We start from the raw sequence: 22,136 nt of genomic DNA, 5'->3' as shown, positions 1-22,136 counted from the left end.
TTAATGTTTTTTAATGATCAATTGGGTTGCAATGTCGTCAAACGCAATTTCTGTACCATTTATTATATCGGTAGCAAACTCAATTGACTCGGTTAAGGTTTCATTCTTTATATAAGTTTCATTGGTAGCGACGGCTTCTTGAACCGTTTTATTTTCTTGAAAAACAATTTCTATTTTATCTGTCACTTCTAACCCACTATCCTTGCGGATGTTTTGAATTCGATTCACCAACTCTCTTGCTATACCTTCTTTACGAAGTTCTGGAGTGATCGTTACATCTAAAGCTACTGTTAAAGCACCTGAATTAGCAACTAACCAACCCGCTATATCTTGAGAACTTATCTCTACGTCATCAATTCCTAATGTAATAATTTTATTATTAATTTCTATATCAATTTGACCATTACGCTCCAAATTTTTAATTGCTACCTGGTCAAAACCTCGTATTTCATTAGCAATCAACTTCATATCTTTACCAAAACGAGGGCCTAAATTTTTGAAATTGGGCTTAATTTGCTTCACCAATATGCCTGAAGCATCATCAATTAGCTCAATTTCCTTAACATTTACCTCACTTTTTATCAAATCCTGAATGTCATTGATCTCATTTTTATCCGCATCGCTAAGCACAGGAATCATAATGCGCTGTAACGGCTGTCTAACTTTAATCTTTTCTTTTTGACGTAATGAGAGTACTAATGAAGATATGGTTTGTGCTTTTTGCATTTTATGTTCCAGCGCCTTATCCACAAAGGATTCATCATAAGTTGGGAAATCAGCTAAGTGCACGCTCTCCGCTTTTTCTTTTTGCGTTCCAGTAATTAAATCCTTGTATAATCGATCCATAAAGAAAGGGGCTACAGGAGCACCTAATTTTGCAACGGTTAGCATACAGGTATATAACGTTTGATAGGCTGAGATTTTGTCTTGTTGATAATCACCTTTCCAAAATCTTCTTCTACTTAAACGAACAAACCAGTTACTAAGGTTTTCTTGTACAAACTCCGATATGGCACGTGTAGCCTTTGTGGGTTCATAATCCGAGTAAAAAGCATCTACATTTTTGATCAATGTATTTAATTCGCTCAGTATCCATCGATCGATTTCAGGTCGTTCCGCGATCGGCACTTCGGATTCGGCAAAGGTAAATTTGTCGATATTGGCATATAATGTAAAGAAAGAATAGGTGTTGTACAGTGTTCCGAAAAACTTTCTTTTTACTTCTCCTATACCTTCTGCATCAAATTTAAGATTATCCCAAGGATTGGCATTACTGATCATATACCAGCGTGTGGCATCTGGTCCAAATTCCTTTAAGGTTTCAAACGGATCAACTGCGTTACCAAGCCTTTTGGACATTTTTTGTCCATTTTTATCCAATACTAATCCATTGGACACTACATTTTTATAGGCTACATCGTCAAAAGTCATGGTCGCTATGGCATGGAGTGTGTAAAACCACCCGCGAGTTTGATCTACACCTTCGGCAATGAAATCTGCTTTACGCGCACCACCTTCTACTTTTTCTTTATTTTCAAAAGGGTAATGCCACTGAGCATAAGGCATAGAACCAGAGTCAAACCATACATCTATCAAATCACTTTCTCTTTTCATCGGTTTACCTGATGGAGATACTAAGATGATCTGGTCTACAATGTTTTTATGCAAATCTACCTTGTCATAGTTTTCTTCACTCATATCACCGATAACAAAATCACTAAATATATCGGATTTCATTACCCCAGCATCCACGGCCTTAGCCATTTCATTTTTAAGCTCTTCTACAGATCCAATAATAAGTTCTTCCTTACCGTCCTCAGTTCTCCATATCGGTAGCGGTATACCCCAATAACGAGATCGAGATAAGTTCCAATCGTTAGCATTAGCCAGCCAATTGCCAAAACGTCCCTCTCCTGTAGCTTTTGGTTTCCAGTTGATTCCTAAGTTTAGCTCGTGCATACGGTCTTTAAAGTCCGTAACTTTAATAAACCAAGAATCTAATGGGTAATATAAAATTGGTTTATCCGTTCTCCAACAATTTGGATAACTATGAACGTATTTTTCAACTTTAAATGCTCTATTTTCTGTCTTTAACTTAATCGCTAATTCTACATCTACCGATTTTTCAGGAGCTTCACCATTGTCGTAGTATTCATTCTTTACATACTTGCCTCCAAACTCACCTAGCTCTTCAATAAATTTACCTTGCAAGTCAACGGTCGGTACTAAGTTGCCATTTTTGTCTTTTACTAGTAGTGCAGGCACCTCTGGTTTTGCTTGTTTTGCAACTAGGGCATCATCTGCCCCAAAGGTAGGTGAGGTATGTACGATTCCGGTACCATCTTCAGTAGTCACAAAATCACCAGCAATTACTCTAAACGCATTTTCTGGGTTGTGATAAGGTTTTACATAATCAATTAATTGCTCATATCTAGATTCTACTAAATCAGCACCTTTACATTCTTGAGCGATGTAATATGGTATTTTCTTATCCCCTTCTTTATACGTTCCTAATTCTTCTTCACCTGGAACTTCCTTAAATTTACCTGAAAATAGACTACCAATAAGGTTCTTAGCCAAAACTACATTTATAGGTTCGAACGTATACTGGTTGAATGTTTTTACCAGTACATAGTCTATCTTAGCCCCTACAGTTAGTGCCGTATTAGACGGAAGCGTCCATGGGGTAGTGGTCCAAGCCAAGAAAAATGTTTCGCCCTCAACCTCTTGTAGTGCTTTAGGTAGTGTTTCTTTTAAGGCTTTAAATTGTGCCACTACCGTAGTATCTGTTACATCCTGATAGGTACCAGGTTGATTAAGCTCATGAGAGCTTAAGCCTGTACCGGCCTTAGGAGAATACGGTTGTATGGTATAGCCCTTATACAACCATCCTTTTTTATAGATTTGAGCAAGCAACCACCATACCGTTTCCATGTACTTAGGCTTATAGGTAATGTATGGGTCATCCATATCTACCCAGTATCCTATCTTTTCCGTTAGATCATTCCACACATCGGTATAACGCATCACTGCTTTCTTACACGCTGCATTATATTCTTCTACGGAGATCTTTTTACCGATATCCTCTTTGGTGATTCCTAACTCTTTTTCTACTCCTAACTCAATAGGAAGACCGTGAGTGTCCCAACCTGCTTTTCGTTTTACCTGAAAGCCTTTTTGAGTCTTATACCTACAAAAAATATCTTTGATTGCTCTTGCCATAACGTGGTGAATACCTGGCAATCCATTAGCAGATGGAGGGCCTTCAAAAAACACGAAAGGTTCAGCTCCATCACGCTCGGTAATACTTTTTTCAAATATGGAATTTTGCTTCCAATAATCAAGTATTTCTTCTGCTACTTTTGGTAAGTCAAGTCCTTTATATTCAGGAAACTTAGTGCTCATTTTGTCGTTCTTTCAATTAAGTCTGCGAAAATAAGGATTTTAATTAAAAATGGCGAGTACTACGCTTTGAAATACACGTTACAATATCAACTTAATTATTTATACCGGTTCACATAAATTAGAGTGTGATGAAATTAGTACATTTATACAACCATAATAACGGTTTAAGAATGAAAGAAAAGCTGAAAATTGCACTTATACAAAGTAATCTTATTTGGGAAAACCCTGCAGCTAATAAGGCTCATTTTTCTGATCAAATAAACTCAATTCCAAAGCCGGTTGATCTTATTATTTTGCCCGAAATGTTTAGTACTGGTTTTACTATGAATGCAGCACCAGTTGCTGAACAAATGGATGGCGAAACAGTCTCTTGGCTTATACAGATGGCTATAGAAAAAGAATGTGCTATCACCGGAAGTATTATTATTGAAGAAAATGGGTCCTATTATAATCGGCTATTATTTGTTCAACCTAACGGTCAGATACAGCACTATGACAAACATCAATTATTTACCTTGGCGAAGGAACAAGATGTTTTTACTGCAGGACAGCAAGAAGTCATTATAGATTATAAAGGTTGGAAAATTAAACCTCAAATTTGTTATGATTTGCGTTTTCCTGTTTGGGCTCGAAACACTACAGACTATGATGTTTTATTATATGTAGCGAGCTGGCCCAAAAAACGAATCAATGCCTGGGATATATTATTGCAAGCCAGAGCTATTGAAAATATGTGTTATGCTATTGGTGTCAATCGTGTGGGAATTGACGGAAAAGGGTTTGAATACAACGGCCATTCTGCCGTGTATGATGTACTTGGAAATAGCCTTATTGACAACCTTCCGGTTGAAAATGAAACTATTTTATTGACTACTTTGGTGAAAAAGCATATAATCGAGCAGCGTAGTAAATTAGGTTTTTTACAGGACCGGGATTCCTTTAAATTACTCTTTTAAGATAAAAGTTTGTTTCAAATCCCAGTTTGCTCTTACTTCAATAACATCTGGATAATAGGTAACCTTTTCTGGTAAAAGTTTTTTGAGATAACTACCTGTATCCCACTGACCATTTGCATTTTCATCAAGTATCACTCGTAAGTTATATTTGGCTGGATCCAAATAATCAAAAACAATCACTTTTTCTTCTTTCACCATTCTTTCGGATAACACTTCTCCTTTTTCATTTGTCAATTGAGCAATCACCGGATATTTCTTAATATTTTGAAGTGTTAAAAAAACCTTTCCATAATCTGCCATTTTTTTAGTTCTAAATGTAAAAGAAAGTGAGTCACTTTTATTTTCAACAAAATCAAGTATCGCTTCAGGTCGTAATTCTAAGGTATATGCATTACTTTCCGTTTTTTCAAAATCGATTATCGCTTCATTAGCTATTGTATCGATTTTTGTATTAAATGATACGGCTACTGTATCCTTGTCTGTTAAACTAATCAAGCTATCATTAATTCGAACTAAAGGCGTATTTGCAGACAATCTCAGCTTTTTATTTAAAGGTAGCGTTCCTCTATCCACAGGAGAAATCATAAGTGAATCCTTATATTGATCTTTAAAACGAGCTACCAGAGTGTCTTTATAATAATTACCATTCGTAACCTCAAATACCAATGAATCTGCTTCAAAAAAAGGTTTAAACCAGTATTGCAATGTATCTTTTTCTTTTTCAGGAAACACCCGTGTTTCAAAATTCTCTGGAGTTGCGCTAAGTATTTTAATTTGCATACTATCCCTAACACCTTCATATCCAAAATCAAAACTATTCTTTGAAGTTTGTTTTGGTTTAATCGCTCTAAACTCCAGGTTTTCTTTAAATAATGGAAATTCAAAAAATGTTGCCGTATCCGCAGGTAGCTCAACAGTTTTTTCATAGAAACCGATTTTATCCTGCTTTGGCTCATATTTATAATTTAAGGAAGCATCTTTTAGTGCAATTAGCTTATAAGAACCACTTTTTAAATTATTTAATTCAAAACCGACCGTATCTAAGGTGCTAGTGATATATCTTGGCACTTCTTTATAAATCGTGGAGTCATTAAAAGTATCATTTACTTCATACAAGGCTACCGTTATATAGGAGTCTGGCACCTTATTTAATGCATCGGTAACTGTACCTTTAATACTGAGAGAATCTAAATAATTTCCTGTTGAAAACACATATCTAAAAAAAGGTAATGGATTGGATTCATTATTATCCACCACACTTTCCCCAAAATTTATACTGTACGTAGTATTTTCTAATAGCGTATCTAAAAATTCAATTTTTACATATTTGCTGGCTCCTCCTAATGGTGTGATTGTAGGTTTAGGGTCCATAGGTGGTGATATAATGATCTGTTTCTGTGCTTCTTCTAGCTTTATATATTCGTCAAAATAGATTCGAATTTCTTTTTTATCGAAATTAGTAGAAAAATTAGGTGGATTTGCTTTAATAAATTTCGGTGGTGTGATGTCTTTTTCACCACCTGTAATTGATCCCCGTTTTGCACATCCAATTATAGCTATACAACACCCTAAAACTAATACTATGATTTTTAGCCCTTTAGACATTTATCTCTTATTTAATAAAACCACAAAGAAACAATTATTTGTAAGAATATTTTAAACTCTTTTTAAGAATCTTCATCTGTAAAAGCCATAGTAGCAATACTTATTTTTATGTTCTTGATTTTTTTTAATTGCTCCACACAGGCTTCTAAAGTAGAACCGGTAGTTATAATATCATCTACCAACAATACATGTTGATTTTCTAATAAAGACTTGTTTTTAATAGCAAAAGTTTCAGAAGCATTAATCCATCGGGTAAATCTTCCTGATTTGGATTGTTTTTTATTATAGGTGGTTTTGATCAAAACTCTATCTTCATAGGAAGCCTGCAATCGTTCTGCAATTTGTTTTCCAAATTTTTCAACTTGGTTGTACCCTCTTTCTTTAAATCTTTTTTTGTGTAAAGGAACCGGAATTATAGTATCTACGGTGGTATATCTCGCATTTAATTTTAATTCATCCCCTAACCATTTTCCAAGCTCTTCACCAATTCGTTGATTGCCCCGATATTTTAGATCGTGCAATATATTTTGAACAATAGTTCCCTTCTGAAAAATTAATAATGAAGTTGCATTTTCAATATTCGCTCGACCATAAAATACTTTTTCTAATTTTTTTGCGTTTACGTTATGGAAATTACCTAATGGTAGCTTGTGACGACAAGACATACATATTACTCCTTCATTACGATACATAGGATTATGACAACCCGGACAGTGATAAGGAAAAAATAGATAGACTAAGTCTCTTAGCATATTATTAGGGGAATTGACATTAATTATTATATTTAGCTAATTTTAATCTACTATTTAACCATCAAATTAATTTAGAAATTTATTATGACAACTCAAAACAATAATTTAACACTTAAAATCCTTATTGGAGTTTTAGGGGCATTGTTATTAATTCTTGGGATTTTTACCTATAAATTCTATAACGAAGAAAAGCGAAATAAAGCGATATTACAAGAGGAAAAAGAAGTTATTGAAAGTGAATTAGGTGAGCTAATTACCAAATACGATAATGCAATAGCCTTAAACGAGGTTATGGACGATCATCTTTTAAAAGCAAAAGAAAGAATTGTACTTCTACTTGATAGCGTAAAAGATTTTGAGGCCAATGTAGCCCTAATTGCTCGATACAGAAGAGAGGTAAGTAAGCTTAAAAAAGAACGCGAAAGACTTTTCAAACTAGCCGATAGTCTTACTGCTGCCAATACGCAGCTAGCAACCGATCTTGATAGTACTTCTACTGCATTAAATGAAAGAATCATTTATTCTGACTCTCTAAACACTGAAAATGCAAAGCTAGCCGAAATTGTAGAGCGTGGAGCTGCATTAACAGCAGCTAACATTAAAGCAGAAGGAGTAAAAGTAAGAAGTAGTGGTAAAATTGTTTCTACATCCAGATCTAACAGAGCAGAAAAAGTAAGAGTTTGTTTTACCTTAGCACCTAATAAATTAACTGAAAAAGGAGATAAAGACCTTTTTGTACAGGTTGTTAATCCTAAAAACAATCTAATCGGAGATAAGATATCCGTTAATTTTGAAGATGCTGTCCTTACTTACAGTGGTAGAAATAAGGTATTTTACGAAAATGACGCTTTAGATGTTTGTATCCTGGTGGATACAGCAGAAGGTGAGTTGGTAGAAGGAAATTATGTGGTAAACCTTTTCTCAGGACCAAAAATGATTGCAAACACTCAATTTGAATTGAAATAATTCAAATCTATCCCTATAATTCAACCCTTGTGTTTTTTAAAAATACAAGGGTTTTTTCATTTTATATAGAATAACTTTTTGTCTACCACAATAATTAAATAAATTCGCAGTCTAATCATTCCAACTCAATTATTTTGCACATATGGCAAAGCAAGAAGATGTTTTTAAAAAAGTAATTTCCCACGCTAAGGAGTATGGGTACATATTTGGTTCTAGTGAAATATATGATGGCCTAAGTGCAGTTTATGACTATGGACAAAACGGGGCTGAATTAAAAAAGAATCTTAGAGAATACTGGTGGAAAAGTATGGTGTTTATGCATCAAAATATTGTAGGTCTTGATTCTGCTATATTTATGCACCCTACCACTTGGAAAGCCTCCGGTCACGTAGATGCGTTTAACGATCCTTTAATTGATAATAAAGATTCTAAAAAACGCTATAGAGCCGATGTTTTAGTAGAGGATTATCGTGAAAAAATCAATCAAAAGATTGAAAAGGATATAGCCAAAGCCCAAAAACGTTTTGGTGAGGCTTTTGATGAAAATGAATTTAGAAATACAAATCCTAATGTACTTCGCCGTCAAAAAGAAATCGATGATATTACTGCGGAACTTACCAGAGTACAGGAAGAAAATGACTTGGTTGGTTTTAAGCAATTAATCGAAGATCTTGGTATTGCTTGTCCTGAAAGTGGGTCAAAAAACTGGACCGATGTAAGACAATTTAATCTTATGTTTGGTACCAAACTTGGCGCATCCGCAGAGTCTGCCACTGATCTATACCTAAGACCTGAAACGGCTCAAGGTATATTTGTCAACTTCTTAAATGTTCAAAAAACCGGAAGAATGAAAATTCCTTTTGGTATTGCCCAAACAGGAAAAGCATTTAGAAATGAAATTGTAGCGAGACAATTCATTTTTAGAATGCGAGAGTTTGAGCAAATGGAAATGCAATTTTTTGTTCGCCCTGGAGAAGAAATGAAATGGTATGAGTATTGGAAAGAAACCCGCTTACAATGGCACCTATCGTTAGGGTTGGGTGAGGAGAACTATCGCTTTCACGATCATGATAAGTTAGCACATTATGCCAATGCTGCTGCAGACATTGAATTTGACTTTCCGTTTGGTTTTAAAGAATTAGAAGGCATTCACTCCAGGACCGATTTTGACCTAAAAGCACACGAAGAATACTCTGGAAAAAAATTACAATTCTTTGACCCAGAATTAGGTAAAAGCTATGTTCCTTATGTAGTGGAAACCTCAGTGGGCCTAGATCGTTTATTTTTGGCAGTATTTTCTAAAGCCTTACAAGAAGAAGAATTAGAAGATGGATCACAGCGAACCGTTTTAAAATTACCCGCAGTTGTAGCGCCGGTAAAAGCAGCTATTTTGCCATTAGTAAAAAAAGATGGTTTACCAGAAGTTGCACAACAAATTGTAGATGATCTAAAATGGAAATTCAATGTGATGTATGATGAAAAAGATGCTATTGGTCGAAGGTATCGCAGACAAGATGCCAACGGTACGCCATTTTGTATTACTGTGGATCATGACACCTTAAACGATCAAACGGTAACCTTACGAGATCGAGATACTATGGAACAAAAAAGAGTCGCCATAGCTGACTTAAAACCCATAATAGCCCAAAAGACAGATGCCGAACATTGGCTAAAATAAATACAAGAGTTCTCTACATATTAAAGCCGTTTCGAAATGAAACGGCTTTTTTATTAAAAAAAAGAGGAGCTAAACAAACTCCTCTTCTTATATAGTTTATAAATATTTATTTAACGATTAAACGTTTTACCTTTGATCTGTTTTGTTTATCCTTTAATCTTACTAAATAAACTCCCGAAGCGGCATAAGACATATCTAAATTATAAAAATATCCTTTACCTTCTTTGTCTAGTCTATAATTCAGCAAGCGCTGTCCACTGAGATTAAAAACATCCATATCTAATTGGCTTGAAATAGACTCAGATTCAAATCTAATTTCAAACTGATTATTTTCTTTGTATACAATAATTAAATCACTATTCGGATCTAGATTTTCTCCTGTACTCAATGGTGGTGCTGTACAAAAGCTAATAGACCAATCTACGATTTGTCCAGTATCTGCACCAGCATTATCCTGCACGGATAAAGTCCATTGACCTAATGTAGACAAACCTGTTAAATCAGATAAAGGAGTATCAGGTCTAAAAGTTCCTATAAAAGGTCCGGTTCCACTTGCTATTGGATCCGCTGCTGAATCACTAAAGATAGTATTTTGAAAATTATCAGAACTGCTTCCATTTCTATTACTCAAAATCACCTCTTGATTATCAGGTGCAATAAGTTTAATGATTAAATCTTGATTGAAGGTATGTTCAATATTCACCCGAACTATAATATCCTCAACGATTTCATCTAAATTAGAATCGATTATAGAAGTAACTGTAGTATTGTCTACAATAGCAACTGCAGTGGTGTTTTCAAATTCAGTACAGGTAAAATTACTTATGCTTTTGGTAAAAGCATCATTGTCAGCTCGACTGTCTCCTTCCAATAAACTGGTAGCAACAACCTCGTAAGTTCCAGCAGTTGAAAAGTCAGCGGTTTGTGTAAAGGTATAGTTCTGTGTTGCTCCTGGGTTCAAAGTACCGGTAAATGTTTCTATAATCAATGAACCTCCATTTAAGGAATAAGAAACATCGAAATTTGATTGTGCCTCACCTCCAAAATTAGTAATGGCAATCGTTACTTGCTCAGCACCTAAGTTTTGTCCGCTAACAGGCGCAATTATATCAGTTACTCCAATTTCTTTAGAGAATAATGTTTTAACTAAGGTAGTATACGTATTATTTTCAATACGCTCATCTCCGGTTAAATTGGTAATTACGCTTATGGCAAAATCTTGACCTTCCGCAGATAAGTCTGCAGTTTGTGCAAAAGTAAAATCAACACTCTGATTTGGAGCTATAGAACTAGTTATGGTTTCAGTGACCATTGCTCCACCATTAATCTGGTAACTTACATCAAAATTAGAAACCGGACTCGTACCAAGATTATAAACTGTAATGGTAATATCCTCACTATTTGTGAATATTCCCTCAGCTTCAATATCTAAGGCCACAGGAGCTACATCATTCGCTAAATCTGACTTTAGTTGAAAAACTCCTGCTACGTTAGCTCTATTATTAGCGGCGTTTACATATTCGGTTACATACCAAAATTTAGAATCCGTTAATGGATCTATATCTATTTTGCTATAGTCCCCATATCTTGTTCCAGGAATATTTCCATTACCAGTAGCAATAAGTGTTTCATCAATGGTCATCGTTCCCAGAGGATCATCAGCAAACCTCCCAGTGTAATAAGAACTTACAAAAGTGTCTGTTGTTCCGCCCATACCAGTATAACCCATTCCTATGTTTCCATCACCATCCATAATTAAACTTGCATTCCACGCATTTTTACCATCAGTTGCGTTATAGGTTCCTTCTTGAAAAATAGTCCAAGGCTGGCCATCCGCAGATTGTCTTAATTCTATCCAGCGAATACCTGCAACTTTAGCATTAGAACCATCTGTATCGACCACAAAATTAAATAGTGCCGAGTTATGGTTATCAAATTTTCTGAATTGAGCTTGATTCATAATTGTTGCTTGCAGTGCATCTACCAAGCTTCCTCCATTAGGTTGAGGTAAATTTGAAAAGCTTCCACCATCAAAAACAGAAACAAAATCTGTTGTTACAAGTTCAGTTGGTTGAGATATTGTTGAATTACCAGGATTGGCAAAATCCACATCAACAGTCCATATTTTAATATGGTCATCAGCAACACCAGACCATGCATCATCCTGCATATAAACAATAGGTGCATTACCCAGGGCTGGCATATCACCATTACTAACATTAAAAGCCTGTGGACTATAGAATCCATTGGTGCTTATTCCTGGTAGTGGAAAAGTAACCAATGTTGCAGTTGGTTCTCCTGCAAGCATAGCGGTTCTATCCATAACGAAAATAACATCACTTGTACCTGCAGAACCGGAATTTACATTAGCGGTCATATAATACCCATCTGACCACACCGATAATTTTTGATAATCATTTACATTATCAAAAGAATAAACGGACCAAGCGTCATTAACTGCATCAGGACCTTGAGAAACTGCCACCTCAACATGACCATCAGTTCCGTACAATATAGACATCACCCATCGATCAACGGTATGATCGTATGAAATAGTTAAATCACAACAACTGCCTGGAGAAAATAAATTATCTGGAGATAAATCACCTGTAAGTGCATTACCGTTTTTATCAAATACTTTGAAGCCCGTATTAAATACAGCAATTACTTGAGTTCTACCAACTGCCAAAGAAGGGTCTGTTGGTTGAGAATTAGATTCAGCCGTATCAAAAACCAATGAAGGTGGGGTTCCAGGAACCTTTTGATTCAATTTATTTGGATTCTTGCTCAGTTTATCATCACCAGTAGAACCTTTTCCTATCACCACTTTATTTCTTGAAGATCTGGCGTCTTTTATTTCCCCAGCACTCTTTTTAGCAGGAATAAGTTGACTTTTTGAGTTCAGGGGCTGAACTATTCGCAAAGATGAAGATTGTTCAATTCTGTTTGGTTTAATTGTTTCATTAACCTGGCCATAAGTACTAATCCCCAAAAGTAGTACTAAGACACTGATTAGATTTAATTTTTTTAACATCAAATGAGTCTATTAAAAGTTACTATTATTTATTTGAATGTGTTAAATATTACACAATTACAATGCGCAAATTTAACTTAATTTTAATAAAATCAAGGTAAATCAAATACGAATTTAAAAATCAACAGTACTAATGATCAAATTTATCTGTTTGAAAATTCGGTTAACATATGGATTAATTCTATTTTAGTAATACGAATAGTTACAAGTATTTAAATCATTATCAATGTTACTACGAAGAACATGGATTATTTGTTTTTTTATTTCCTTCCTAACCGTACAAGCACAACAAGTAAAAAAGCAAAGGGCCAATCCAACTTTGATTACCTCAGCTTCTTCGTTTAGTAAAATAACACCACTTGCTAACAGAAAATTGATACCTGAAAAAGAAAGAATCGGTCCCATTAATCCTAAACTAAAAGGAGCAAACCAAATAGTACCCGGTAAAGGTTTGCCAAAAGGGCAAGACCCCTTGTTGTCTAAGCAGAAATCAAATAGCGTACTTAGGTCTACCAAGTTTCCGATTCTAACATTTGAATCAAATTCCTCCGATAGATCTCCAACAGACCCTACCGGAGCCGTGGGTCCCAATCACTACGTAACCGCAAAAAACTCAGCCTTTGCTATTTTTGATAAAAATGGAAATACGTTAATACCTTCAACTGGACTAGAAAATATTTTTCCGAGAGAAAATTTAGGGGATCCTATCGTTTTCTACGATAGTTTTGCAGATCGTTTTGTAATAACTCAATTTTCAAATTCACCAAACGGATTTTTAGTAGCAGTTAGTCAAAGTCCAGATCCAGTAAACGATGGATGGTATACCTATCGTTTTGAAACCGGTAGTTTTCCTGATTACACTAAATTCTCCATTTGGTCCGATGGATATTATATTACTGCAAATAAAAATCAAGGTCAGCAACAAACTTCAGAAGTTGTATACGTTATAGAGCGTGAAAAAATGCTGCTCGGAGAACCTAATATCAAACTTTTAGGATTTCCGTTACCTGGTGCCCGTATTAACGGATTTTATAGCCCAGCTGGTTTTAATGCTATGGGTACCCTATTGCCACCTAATGGAGATGCTAGAATCATTTATTTCCAAGATGATGCCTGGCAAGGAGTGGATAATGATGCATTAAAACTATGGAAAATTAGCCCAAACTGGTTAAATCCGAATACCTCAACGATCGAAGAAGCTGAGGAACTAAGTGTTTCTAACGGAACTATTAGTCCTTTTGATTCCACCTTCGATGGTGGCTCTTTTAGCAATTTACCCCAACCAGGTACTGAAGGAGACGATATTGACGTACTACAAGGAGCTGTAATGTATGCTACCAATTATCGCAGATTTTGCGAGTATAATTCAGTGCTATTAAATTTCGCGGTTGATATTGACGATCGAGCGAATAGCGATAATATTGCTGCCATAAGATGGTACGAACTGAGACAGTCTGCTGATGGCGAACCCTGGTCTGTATATCAGGAAGGCACCTATACTTCGCCCAATGGTAAAAGTGCTTGGTGTGGTAGCATGGCTATGGATATTTATGGTAACATTGGGATGGGGTATACCACTATGGGAACCACCGCAAACGGAGCTAATCAAAATAGTTTTGCTGCCATTCAATATACAGGAAGGCTTGCTGATGACCCATTAGGAGTTATGACCTTTGCTGAGACAACTATAGTAGAAGGCACAGATATACAAAGGAACGGAGCTCAACGATATGGGGATTATGCCCAATTAACCGTCGATCCTGTCGACGATCTTACATTTTGGCATACCGCAGAATATTTTCAAAATTCCGGTAATAATGCCCGTAATATTGTAGGGGTTTTTAAAATAGCAACTGAAAAAGCAAATGATGTTGGGGTTGTAGAAGTTACCAATCCATCGGAAGCTGTTTTTACTACTTCAGAAACAATTACAGTTACCGTTAAGAATTTTGGAACTGAGCCGCAAAGCAATTTCGCTATTTCCTATACTGTTAATGGCAGCCCAGCTGTTGAAGAAATTTTTACGGGAACTATAAACCCTGGTGAGAGTTTACCCTTTTCATTTGCTACTACAGCCGATCTTACACAAGAAATTAATTACGAAATCATAGTAGAAACTAATTTGCTTAGTGACGAAACTATTGCAAACGATTGTGCCTCTATTATTGTTAAAAATCTTTTCAATAATGATGTCGGGGTAGTTGATTTACTTTCACCCATTGCAAACAGCAGTTTTACTGCAAATGAAGTTATTGTTATAGAGCTTTTCAATTATGGGGGTAGTCCCCAAACCGACATTCCCGTATTTTATCAAATCAACTCTGGGGTAATAATTTCTGAAGTTTTTACGGGTACATTAATGCCAGGGTCTCGTGTAACATACGCTTTCTCGCAAACTGCTGATCTATCCAATTTTGGCACCTATGAATTTGTACTTGGTACAACCTTAGCTACCGATGAGGATACCACTAACAATAATATCTTACGTATTTTAGAATATCGGCAATGCACCCCTACTTCGAACTGTGCTCAGTTTGGAGACGGAATTACTTTTTTTTCGCTATCAAATATTAACAATACCAATATAACCTGTGGATCAGGTTACGAGGACTATACTAATTTAAATATCAATCTGGATCGTGCAGTAGGGGTATATAATCTTGTTGTACGTACTGGTTTTGCTCAGGGAGACGCTGAACGGATGTCTGTGTGGATTGACTTTAATGATAATACTATATTTGAAGATGAGGAACGTATCATCAGTAATCAAGTATTGTCAGAAGAAAATACGGATTTAAGTTTTCCTTTTTTAGTACCACAGCAAGCTAATTTAGGAAACCATACCCTAAGAATAAGAGCAGGAGATACCTCAAGTAATACCGGAGCAGACTTAAACGACCCGTGTGGTTCTATGCAATTCGGTACCACACACGATTATACCGTAGTAATTGGAGAAAACACCACACCTACTACAGATCTTATTGTAGTCTATCAAGAGAATGATCAATATTTGATCACTATGAATGATTCCAATGCTCCGAATAATTTACGTATTTATATTTATACCATTACCGGACAAGTTATCGCTACGAATATACTTATCAAAGATGTTAATGGTAGGTTTGTATACGCCTTGGACATGTCTTATGCCAGTACTGGTATATATTTCGTTACGCTAGGGGATAAACAAAAGAAATTTATTGTACTATAATCTGCATCTCCTGTATGGTTACTGGTCTTGCATTTTCGCAACGATTAGCCATTCTCATACTTGCATACTTCACCCAAACTTTTTGAGGCATCCCACCTTTAACAAACTCTTCAATATTAACGGGATCCAATTTATCTTCCATCTTTTCGATAGTAAGAACTATTGAGCATCCTGAAGATTTATTTGTCGATAAAGTTCCTAAGCTAAAACCTTGGCTTTTCATTTCGGAATACTCAGAATTCGTTAAATCGTTATCTTCGGTTGATGAATTAGATGTTTTGGTTGCATTGCAGCTAGTGCACACAATAATAAAAGATAAAAAGAAAAAAGATTTGAATAGTATACTCATAACGTATCGATTAGGTTGTTGGTGCTAAAGATCAGAAAAAAAATTAGAATAATGCTCTTAACTGCACACTGCCTGTATGTATGGTCGATGAAGACTCACTCTTTCTCCCAGAGTAGTTTAGATTTAAATCTAAAAACTTAGTCAACTTTTTTTGTGCGATTAGTGACCACGTAAAATTGTTACCAGGCTGTAAACCGTCTAATAACTGATAGCCCACAGGAGAAAAGGCATTTCCTGTAAAATCATTATTTACGTAATTTATTTCTCCAAGCACAGAAAAGCTTTGCTTGTTTGCGTAGGCAAACGAAATTGATAAATTTTGTTGTGTTAGCTGCTCAAGTCCTAAATCATTCTTTTGCTCATCCAGCGTATATGAGAGACTAAACTGTGTTTGATCGGAGAGCAGATAAGACACTTTTGGTGTTAGAATATATCCATTTAATTCATAGTTTCGATTATCAAAATTCTCTGAGCTACTGCTAATTTCAACAAGATCTGATTTCAAATCCAACAGCCAAAGGTTGGCTATTTTATGCGTAAAATTAAATTGATGACTTTGTTGTGTGTTTTCTTGTAAGCCTGTTAACAGCAAATTTTTGCTTTTTGAAGAAACGTAAGTATAAGCCGTAGTATATTTTTGTTTACCTCGGTTATAAAATAAAGTATTTCTAAAACTAAGATTTAATCCAAGTTCATTATCACTTTCGTTAAAAGGATTAAGTCGAAATTCAGCTCCTTGTCTTCGATTTTTTCTTTCAATAATATAAGCGGTTTGATTGTAAAAATGCGATAAAAACTGTAGGGTGCTATTATTAGAATTTACCCAAGAATTCGGGTTTAAGGTTATGATTTGACTTAATTTGTTTTGATGTGTTTGTACAAAAACTTGATTCGGTAATAAAATTCTTAAAAACGTTGCTTGATCCGTGAACTGTGCGATTTCAAATTCATTGAGTTCTTGAATACCATTATTGTTGTAATCATTCCAAACATGAGTTCCTCGTCCTGGGTCTACTTCTACAAACGTATATTCTTGTTGTGCTAATGTTCCACTGTTTGTTTCATAAACTGTATTCCAATCCATTTTATTACCAAAAAAACGTTGATTATACAGCAATCTTGAATTGAAAGACTCTTCATCTGATTGGTTTTCATTTAGATTATTCAAATTTCTATAATTTAAGAATAGTGATAATCTCGTTTTTGAATTACTAATTAAATTAGACTTAAGATAGTAGGTGTTAGAAACACTAATGGTATTTAATTTATTATTTCGCACACTATCATTTATTCTGTGCTTATAACCCAATTCCGTGTAAATTTTTGTACTGTCTCCTACCCCAGCATATACCAAATATGATTTAAAACGCTGTGTGTTGTTGGTATATTGGACATCTGCTTTATTGATTTCTTTATTTTCTTCAATACTGGTTCTAGTACCAATCCAACTTTTATCAAATCCATAACTTACCCCAGAGTAAGTCCTGAAAAATCGAGAATCAATAGTGCTAGAGTTACTGTTTAATAAACTTGTTACAGATGCTACTCGTAACCGCCCTAAAGTTAAATTGGCATTCAATGAATGTCTGTTACCCTTATAATTTTCTGAAAAATTTAGCTGTTCAAAGGAGTATTTTGCAGCTCCTTTTTGGGGATGAATTAAATGCATCCCTGAAGTTAATAATTGCTGATTTCCCAATGGATTCGTGAGATTCCAGTCTCTTGAAAACTCTACATTATAAATTCTTTCAATACTATTGTATTGATCTTGAACGTAATCACCACCGGCAAAAAAATTAAGTGTCCAACTACTATCTCTTTGAATTAGCTTTTGATTCCAAAGCATTCGACCAGCAAAACCATTATTATCATTATCACCAATATCAGAAAACAAATTCAAATCCTTTTTACTACCCGCTAATTCGAAAGAAATTGAAGTTTTTGAACTGGGATCATAAGTTCCTTGCACCACTCCTATTTGTAATTTTGTTGGGGCCTGTAACTGTATTACAGGTTCAAAATCACCTTGCGGAACTCCATCAATAGGTGCTACATATTCAAAAACACGACTAATTGTGTTTACATTACTTACCCTATAATTTCCTTGATTGGTTCCCACCTGAGTAAATCGCACATTAAATAATTCATCTTCAGGATCTGTTGAATATACAAACACTTCAACGCCATCCACTACTTCTTTTCTATATAATATTTTATTTTCATCAAAAGTATCAGGTACTGCGGAGGGTGCAATCATTTGAGAACTATCATCTCCTGCTTGAGCTAAAATCTGTTTTTGATCATCATTTAAGTTTTGTTGTAGTGATTGATTTTTAGCATCATTTTCGGAATATACATAAGCTCCTAGTTTCAATTTATCACTTTGATGTACCCCTCCACCATATGCTATTATACGCGCATAACTGCGCTCAGTAGTTTGATATTCTATTGAAATACGCATATCCGAAGTAATGGGGTAGGTAGGATTAAAAGTAACCTCGCCAGCATTATAGTCAATCACATAATCTTCATTTTCTCCTCTTTCCAACAATAAGCCATTAACATATACGCGTTCGCTACCTGATACTACTAAGATGAATAATTCCCCATTAGGTCCAGTTAGCTTATAAGGCCCTTGGTTACCCTCCTGTCCAGTAAATTGGCTTCGATTAAAAACACCTCTTACCAGCGCCCCTGAAGCAAATACATTGGTTTTGGAAGTGGTATGATCCAAAGCAGCATTGATAGAAATACCTTGAACATTCTTGGTAAACCTGCTGAAATAGCTTTCTGTATTTTGTAAAATTACATCACCTGCTCTAACATTCCAGTTTTTACTATTGAGTTCAATAAAAATCTGATCAAACTCATCTAAATTTTGAGAGTAACCACCTTGTTGAACAGGAACATTGGCATCTTGTATTGAGGCCCTTAAGGATACTTTTTCACTTATTTTTCCTGTGATTTGCAAATCCAATTCAGAATTCAAAACGGCGTTTTGATTTGTACCTACTGTTACACCACGAGAGATACTACCTGATGTAGTTAATCCATCAAAGGGCGTAAACTCCTCTTTGGTATTTGGTGAAGATAATGCATATAGTTTTTCAAGATTACCGGTACTATTTACAATTATTTTAGGATCAAACTCAAAATACGCTCGTGTTAAAAAATCAGGATACCGTTTATAAACCACAGATATAGAATCCGATCTTTTTTTTAAAACACCTGAAGGAACAAGAATTGCTTTTTCAAAGTTTATCGCATACTTAGATTTTTCAACCAAGCTATCTCTGATAAAAACTTGAAACACTGCAGGGTTGATACTTACGGTATCAATTCTAATTGTATCCGATATCGCAAATTGCTTAGTGGTTGTATGGGATGGAATCTCCTGAGCATTCGAAAAAAATATTCCGAAGAGGAAAAATACTCCTAATTTTTTCACCACCTTAATCATATGCACAAAACTAATGCTTTTCTTGTTTGGGTACTTCTTATCCCTTCAATTATGAATAAGTCTTTTATCTTTGAAAAAAATTACTAACATTAATAAAGATTTCATGAAAATCATTTCTTATAACGTTAATGGAATACGTGCCGCAATTAAAAAGGGCTTTATCGAATGGTTACAACAGGCAAATCCTGACGTTATTTGTCTTCAGGAAATTAAAGCAAATCAAGAACAATTAGATCTTACACTTTTTGAAGAAGCTGGGTATCCGTTTCATTACTGGTATAGTGCTCAAAAAAAAGGGTATAGTGGAGTTGCCGTCCTTTCAAAAAAAGAACCAGATCAAGTAACATTTGGTACTGGTATTGACTACATGGATCACGAAGGAAGAAATCTAAGGGTTGATATCAATGGTGTATCGGTGATGAGCCTATATTTACCTAGTGGAACTAATATAGATCGACTGGACCACAAACTGCAATATATGGCCGATTTTCGGGATTATATAGATGAATTAAAGAAAAATTATCCCAATCTAATTATTTGTGGGGATTATAATATTTGTCATAAAGCTATTGATATCCACGATCCGGTTCGTAATAAAAATGTATCAGGATTTTTACCAGTGGAACGCGAGTGGATTGGAAATTTTATTGATGGTGGTTTTATTGATTCCTTTAGATATTTTAACCAAGAACCTGACAACTATAGTTGGTGGAGTTATCGGGCTAATGCTAGGGCTAATAACAAGGGTTGGCGTTTAGACTATGGAATGGTTTCAGAAACGCTCGAAGATAAATTGACTAGAGCAGCCATCCTATCAGAAGCAAAGCACAGTGATCATTGCCCTATTTTAGTAGAACTTGATTTATAATCTACATTTTGTAATGTTTCCAGACTTATACCGTTATTATAGTAAATGGAGGTAACACATTAATTTTAAAAAATTGATGGCAGATTAACTCAATTTTGTAAAGTACAATAATTAATATCAAAAAAACAAAGTAAGAAATAATATGATAAAAAATGTAATCGTATTAATGGTAGGAGGTATGCTTTTTACCTCTTGTGTATCGTTAAAAGTGCATAAAGAATTAGAAAGTAAGTATGCCAATGTAAAGCGAGAAAATAGACAGCTCCAATCTAATCTTGAAGCGTTACAGAAACAAAATGAGAATACTGAAACTGCACTTGAAAAATTAACAGGTGAATACCAAAAAACCATAGCGCAGCGAGACGAATTACAACGAAAGTATGATGCTACTTTAGCCAATTACAACAATTTAAAAGAATCGTATGATGCGTTAGAAAAAAACAGCTCAGCTGCCATTGCAGCCAATAGCAAAAAGAATAGAGAGCTATTAGCGCAATTAGAGCAAAAAGAGCAAGATCTTGCAAAAGAACGTACACGCTTAGATCAATTACAAAGAGACCTGCAAGCAAGAGCCAAACGCGTTGATGAGCTCGAGGGTCTAATTGCAGCTCAAGAACAAAAAATGAAAGCCTTAAAAACGGCTATAGCTAATGCCCTACGTAATTTTGAAGGTAAAGGATTAACCGTCGAAGAACGCAATGGAAAGGTCTACATCTCTATGGAAAACAAATTACTATTTGATTCCGGTAGTTGGGCAATTGGATCACAAGGTAAGCAAGCAGTAAAACAACTAGGTTCGGTGCTAGCAGAAAATTCTGATATTGCTGTTTTAATAGAAGGACACACGGACAATGACCCCTACCTGGGTAACGGCCAGATATCAAGCAATTGGGATTTATCTACCAAACGAGCTACTGCGATTGTCCAACTCTTATTAGAAAACAAAAAAATAGATCCTAAAAACCTGACCGCAGCGGGTAGAAGTGAATTTTCTCCTATTGCGAGTAACGAAACTGCAGAAGGAAAAGCTAAAAATAGAAGAATTGAAGTAATTTTAACGCCAAAGCTAGATGAAATTACTAAGCTTCTTAACGATATGTAATACTAGGTATCTGTATTTCAAATATTGAATCAAAATAAAAAAGCTTCCAACTATTTGGAAGCTTTTTCTTTACTTTTTGTAGGTATCTTTTCTTATAGAGAGTCTAAGATAGCTTCAATTTCAGCTTTGTTATCTTTCTTAGAACTTTCTTTTACTCTTCGTAGTACTTCAAAAAATTTATTGACAACTTTATTGGCCATCAATTGATCTGTAAGTTTAATTTCTCTACCTGCAGAAGTTAAAAGCTTATAATTATAAAACTCTACGGGCACATCATTGGCACGCTCTTTAACAATAGAAGTAGTACCTGTACTTTTAACAATAGAAATTACACTCTTGTTTGCAATTACTTTATCGGTAATTTCAGCAACATCTTTTGCTAAAGGATATAACTCTTCATCGTAAATTTTTGCTAATTCGGTCCAATCGTTTTGTTGAGCTTGCATTGAAACTCCTGCGCTAAGCACAAATAATAAAAGAAATAATTTTTTCATCGTGTTTGGGTGTTAAAGTATTAATTATATTTCATTGTTCTATCCCATCATCAACTAACGGAATAATAAACTGTTTAGTATTAAAGTAACCCTAATGAAGGGGTAAATTAATCAATTTATTTCATTATTGCCAAAAGTGTGCCACAAAATATTATTCTCCAAAAAAAACCTATTTTTTTAATTGCAGCAAAAAATATAATAATCGAATTCTCGTAAATACCTAACGTTCGCTAAATTATTTTCCTCATATACTAGT

Annotated in this window: 13 protein-coding genes; 6 read left to right on the top strand and 7 right to left on the bottom strand. The window is 35.0% G+C overall.

Going from position 1 to position 22,136, the window contains the following annotated elements:
• Complete coding sequence (ileS, locus tag EV197_RS02950) at positions 1 to 3,405, bottom strand: isoleucine--tRNA ligase (protein ID WP_130285245.1); 3,405 nt, start codon at positions 3,403 to 3,405, stop codon at positions 1 to 3.
• A 128-nt stretch (positions 3,406 to 3,533) separates the two neighbouring features.
• On the opposite strand from ileS, the gene EV197_RS02945 reads away from it, so the two are divergent.
• Positions 3,534 to 4,361: an amidohydrolase gene (locus tag EV197_RS02945; RefSeq protein ID WP_242610682.1), complete on the top strand. Its 828-nt coding sequence runs from the start codon at positions 3,534 to 3,536 to the stop codon at positions 4,359 to 4,361.
• Here EV197_RS02945 and EV197_RS02940 read toward each other — a convergent pair.
• A complete protein-coding gene (locus EV197_RS02940; RefSeq protein WP_130285244.1) occupies positions 4,350 to 5,966 on the bottom strand; it encodes an Ig-like domain-containing domain in 1,617 nt (538 codons plus the stop codon). The two genes, EV197_RS02945 and EV197_RS02940, sit on opposite strands and share 12 nt — an antisense overlap.
• 62 nt (positions 5,967 to 6,028) lie before the next feature.
• The gene (locus EV197_RS02935; RefSeq protein ID WP_130285243.1) at positions 6,029 to 6,718 is read right to left on the bottom strand and encodes a ComF family protein; all 690 of its coding nucleotides are present in this window, start codon (positions 6,716 to 6,718) and stop codon (positions 6,029 to 6,031) included.
• A gap of 84 nt (positions 6,719 to 6,802) precedes the next feature.
• Here EV197_RS02935 and EV197_RS02930 point away from each other — a divergent pair, with 84 nt between their 5' ends.
• Positions 6,803 to 7,684 (top strand): hypothetical protein, encoded by an 882-nt coding sequence (locus EV197_RS02930; protein ID WP_130285242.1) that lies wholly within the window; start codon positions 6,803 to 6,805, stop codon positions 7,682 to 7,684.
• Between the two features lie 142 nt (positions 7,685 to 7,826).
• Positions 7,827 to 9,362 carry a glycine--tRNA ligase gene (locus EV197_RS02925; RefSeq protein WP_130285241.1) on the top strand — a complete coding sequence of 512 codons (1,536 nt, stop codon included), beginning with the start codon at positions 7,827 to 7,829 and terminating at the stop codon, positions 9,360 to 9,362.
• A 106-nt stretch (positions 9,363 to 9,468) separates the two neighbouring features.
• On the opposite strand, the gene EV197_RS02920 is transcribed toward EV197_RS02925, so the two are convergent.
• Entirely contained in the window at positions 9,469 to 12,396 is a 2,928-nt protein-coding gene (locus EV197_RS02920) for a proprotein convertase P-domain-containing protein (protein ID WP_130285240.1), read from the bottom strand.
• Positions 12,397 to 12,622: 226 nt separating this feature from the next.
• On the opposite strand from EV197_RS02920, the gene EV197_RS02915 reads away from it, so the two are divergent.
• Positions 12,623 to 15,607: a GEVED domain-containing protein gene (locus tag EV197_RS02915; protein ID WP_130285239.1), complete on the top strand. Its 2,985-nt coding sequence runs from the start codon at positions 12,623 to 12,625 to the stop codon at positions 15,605 to 15,607.
• Here the strand turns inward: EV197_RS02915 and EV197_RS02910 are convergent.
• Positions 15,594 to 15,956 carry a hypothetical protein gene (locus tag EV197_RS02910; RefSeq protein ID WP_130285238.1) on the bottom strand — a complete coding sequence of 121 codons (363 nt, stop codon included), beginning with the start codon at positions 15,954 to 15,956 and terminating at the stop codon, positions 15,594 to 15,596. The genes EV197_RS02915 and EV197_RS02910 overlap by 14 nt on opposite strands.
• 43 nt (positions 15,957 to 15,999) lie before the next feature.
• The gene (locus tag EV197_RS02905; protein WP_130286176.1) at positions 16,000 to 19,416 is read right to left on the bottom strand and encodes a hypothetical protein; all 3,417 of its coding nucleotides are present in this window, start codon (positions 19,414 to 19,416) and stop codon (positions 16,000 to 16,002) included.
• Between the two features lie 103 nt (positions 19,417 to 19,519).
• Between EV197_RS02905 and EV197_RS02900 the strand changes: the two genes are divergently transcribed.
• A complete protein-coding gene (locus tag EV197_RS02900) occupies positions 19,520 to 20,284 on the top strand; it encodes an exodeoxyribonuclease III (protein WP_130285237.1) in 765 nt (254 codons plus the stop codon).
• A 142-nt stretch (positions 20,285 to 20,426) separates the two neighbouring features.
• Positions 20,427 to 21,386: an OmpA/MotB family protein gene (locus EV197_RS02895; protein WP_130285236.1), complete on the top strand. Its 960-nt coding sequence runs from the start codon at positions 20,427 to 20,429 to the stop codon at positions 21,384 to 21,386.
• 92 nt (positions 21,387 to 21,478) lie between these two features.
• Here the strand turns inward: EV197_RS02895 and EV197_RS02890 are convergent, their stop codons facing one another.
• Positions 21,479 to 21,880 carry a hypothetical protein gene (locus EV197_RS02890; RefSeq protein ID WP_130285235.1) on the bottom strand — a complete coding sequence of 134 codons (402 nt, stop codon included), beginning with the start codon at positions 21,878 to 21,880 and terminating at the stop codon, positions 21,479 to 21,481.
• Positions 21,881 to 22,136: the final 256 nt, after the last annotated feature.

The organism is Aquimarina brevivitae (assembly GCF_004216895.1).
Taxonomy (GTDB): Bacteria; Bacteroidota; Bacteroidia; order Flavobacteriales; family Flavobacteriaceae; genus Aquimarina; species Aquimarina brevivitae.
This window is presented reverse-complemented; position numbering and strand designations above follow the sequence as displayed.

Excerpts from the sequence above, each read along its gene's own strand:
- EV197_RS02935 (WP_130285243.1), bottom strand. The coding sequence starts at position 6,718 with ATGCTAAGAGACTTAGTCTATCTATTTTTTCCTTATCACTGTCCGGGT.
- EV197_RS02945 (WP_242610682.1), top strand. The coding sequence starts at position 3,534 with ATGAAATTAGTACATTTATACAACCATAATAACGGTTTAAGAATGAAA.
- EV197_RS02910 (WP_130285238.1), bottom strand. The coding sequence starts at position 15,956 with ATGAGTATACTATTCAAATCTTTTTTCTTTTTATCTTTTATTATTGTG.
- EV197_RS02915 (WP_130285239.1), top strand. The coding sequence starts at position 12,623 with ATGTTACTACGAAGAACATGGATTATTTGTTTTTTTATTTCCTTCCTA.
- EV197_RS02905 (WP_130286176.1), bottom strand. The coding sequence starts at position 19,416 with ATGATTAAGGTGGTGAAAAAATTAGGAGTATTTTTCCTCTTCGGAATA.
- EV197_RS02940 (WP_130285244.1), bottom strand. The coding sequence starts at position 5,966 with ATGTCTAAAGGGCTAAAAATCATAGTATTAGTTTTAGGGTGTTGTATA.
- EV197_RS02920 (WP_130285240.1), bottom strand. The coding sequence starts at position 12,396 with ATGTTAAAAAAATTAAATCTAATCAGTGTCTTAGTACTACTTTTGGGG.
- EV197_RS02900 (WP_130285237.1), top strand. The coding sequence starts at position 19,520 with ATGAAAATCATTTCTTATAACGTTAATGGAATACGTGCCGCAATTAAA.
- EV197_RS02890 (WP_130285235.1), bottom strand. The coding sequence starts at position 21,880 with ATGAAAAAATTATTTCTTTTATTATTTGTGCTTAGCGCAGGAGTTTCA.
- ileS (WP_130285245.1), bottom strand. The coding sequence starts at position 3,405 with ATGAGCACTAAGTTTCCTGAATATAAAGGACTTGACTTACCAAAAGTA.
- EV197_RS02895 (WP_130285236.1), top strand. The coding sequence starts at position 20,427 with ATGATAAAAAATGTAATCGTATTAATGGTAGGAGGTATGCTTTTTACC.
- EV197_RS02925 (WP_130285241.1), top strand. The coding sequence starts at position 7,827 with ATGGCAAAGCAAGAAGATGTTTTTAAAAAAGTAATTTCCCACGCTAAG.
- EV197_RS02930 (WP_130285242.1), top strand. The coding sequence starts at position 6,803 with ATGACAACTCAAAACAATAATTTAACACTTAAAATCCTTATTGGAGTT.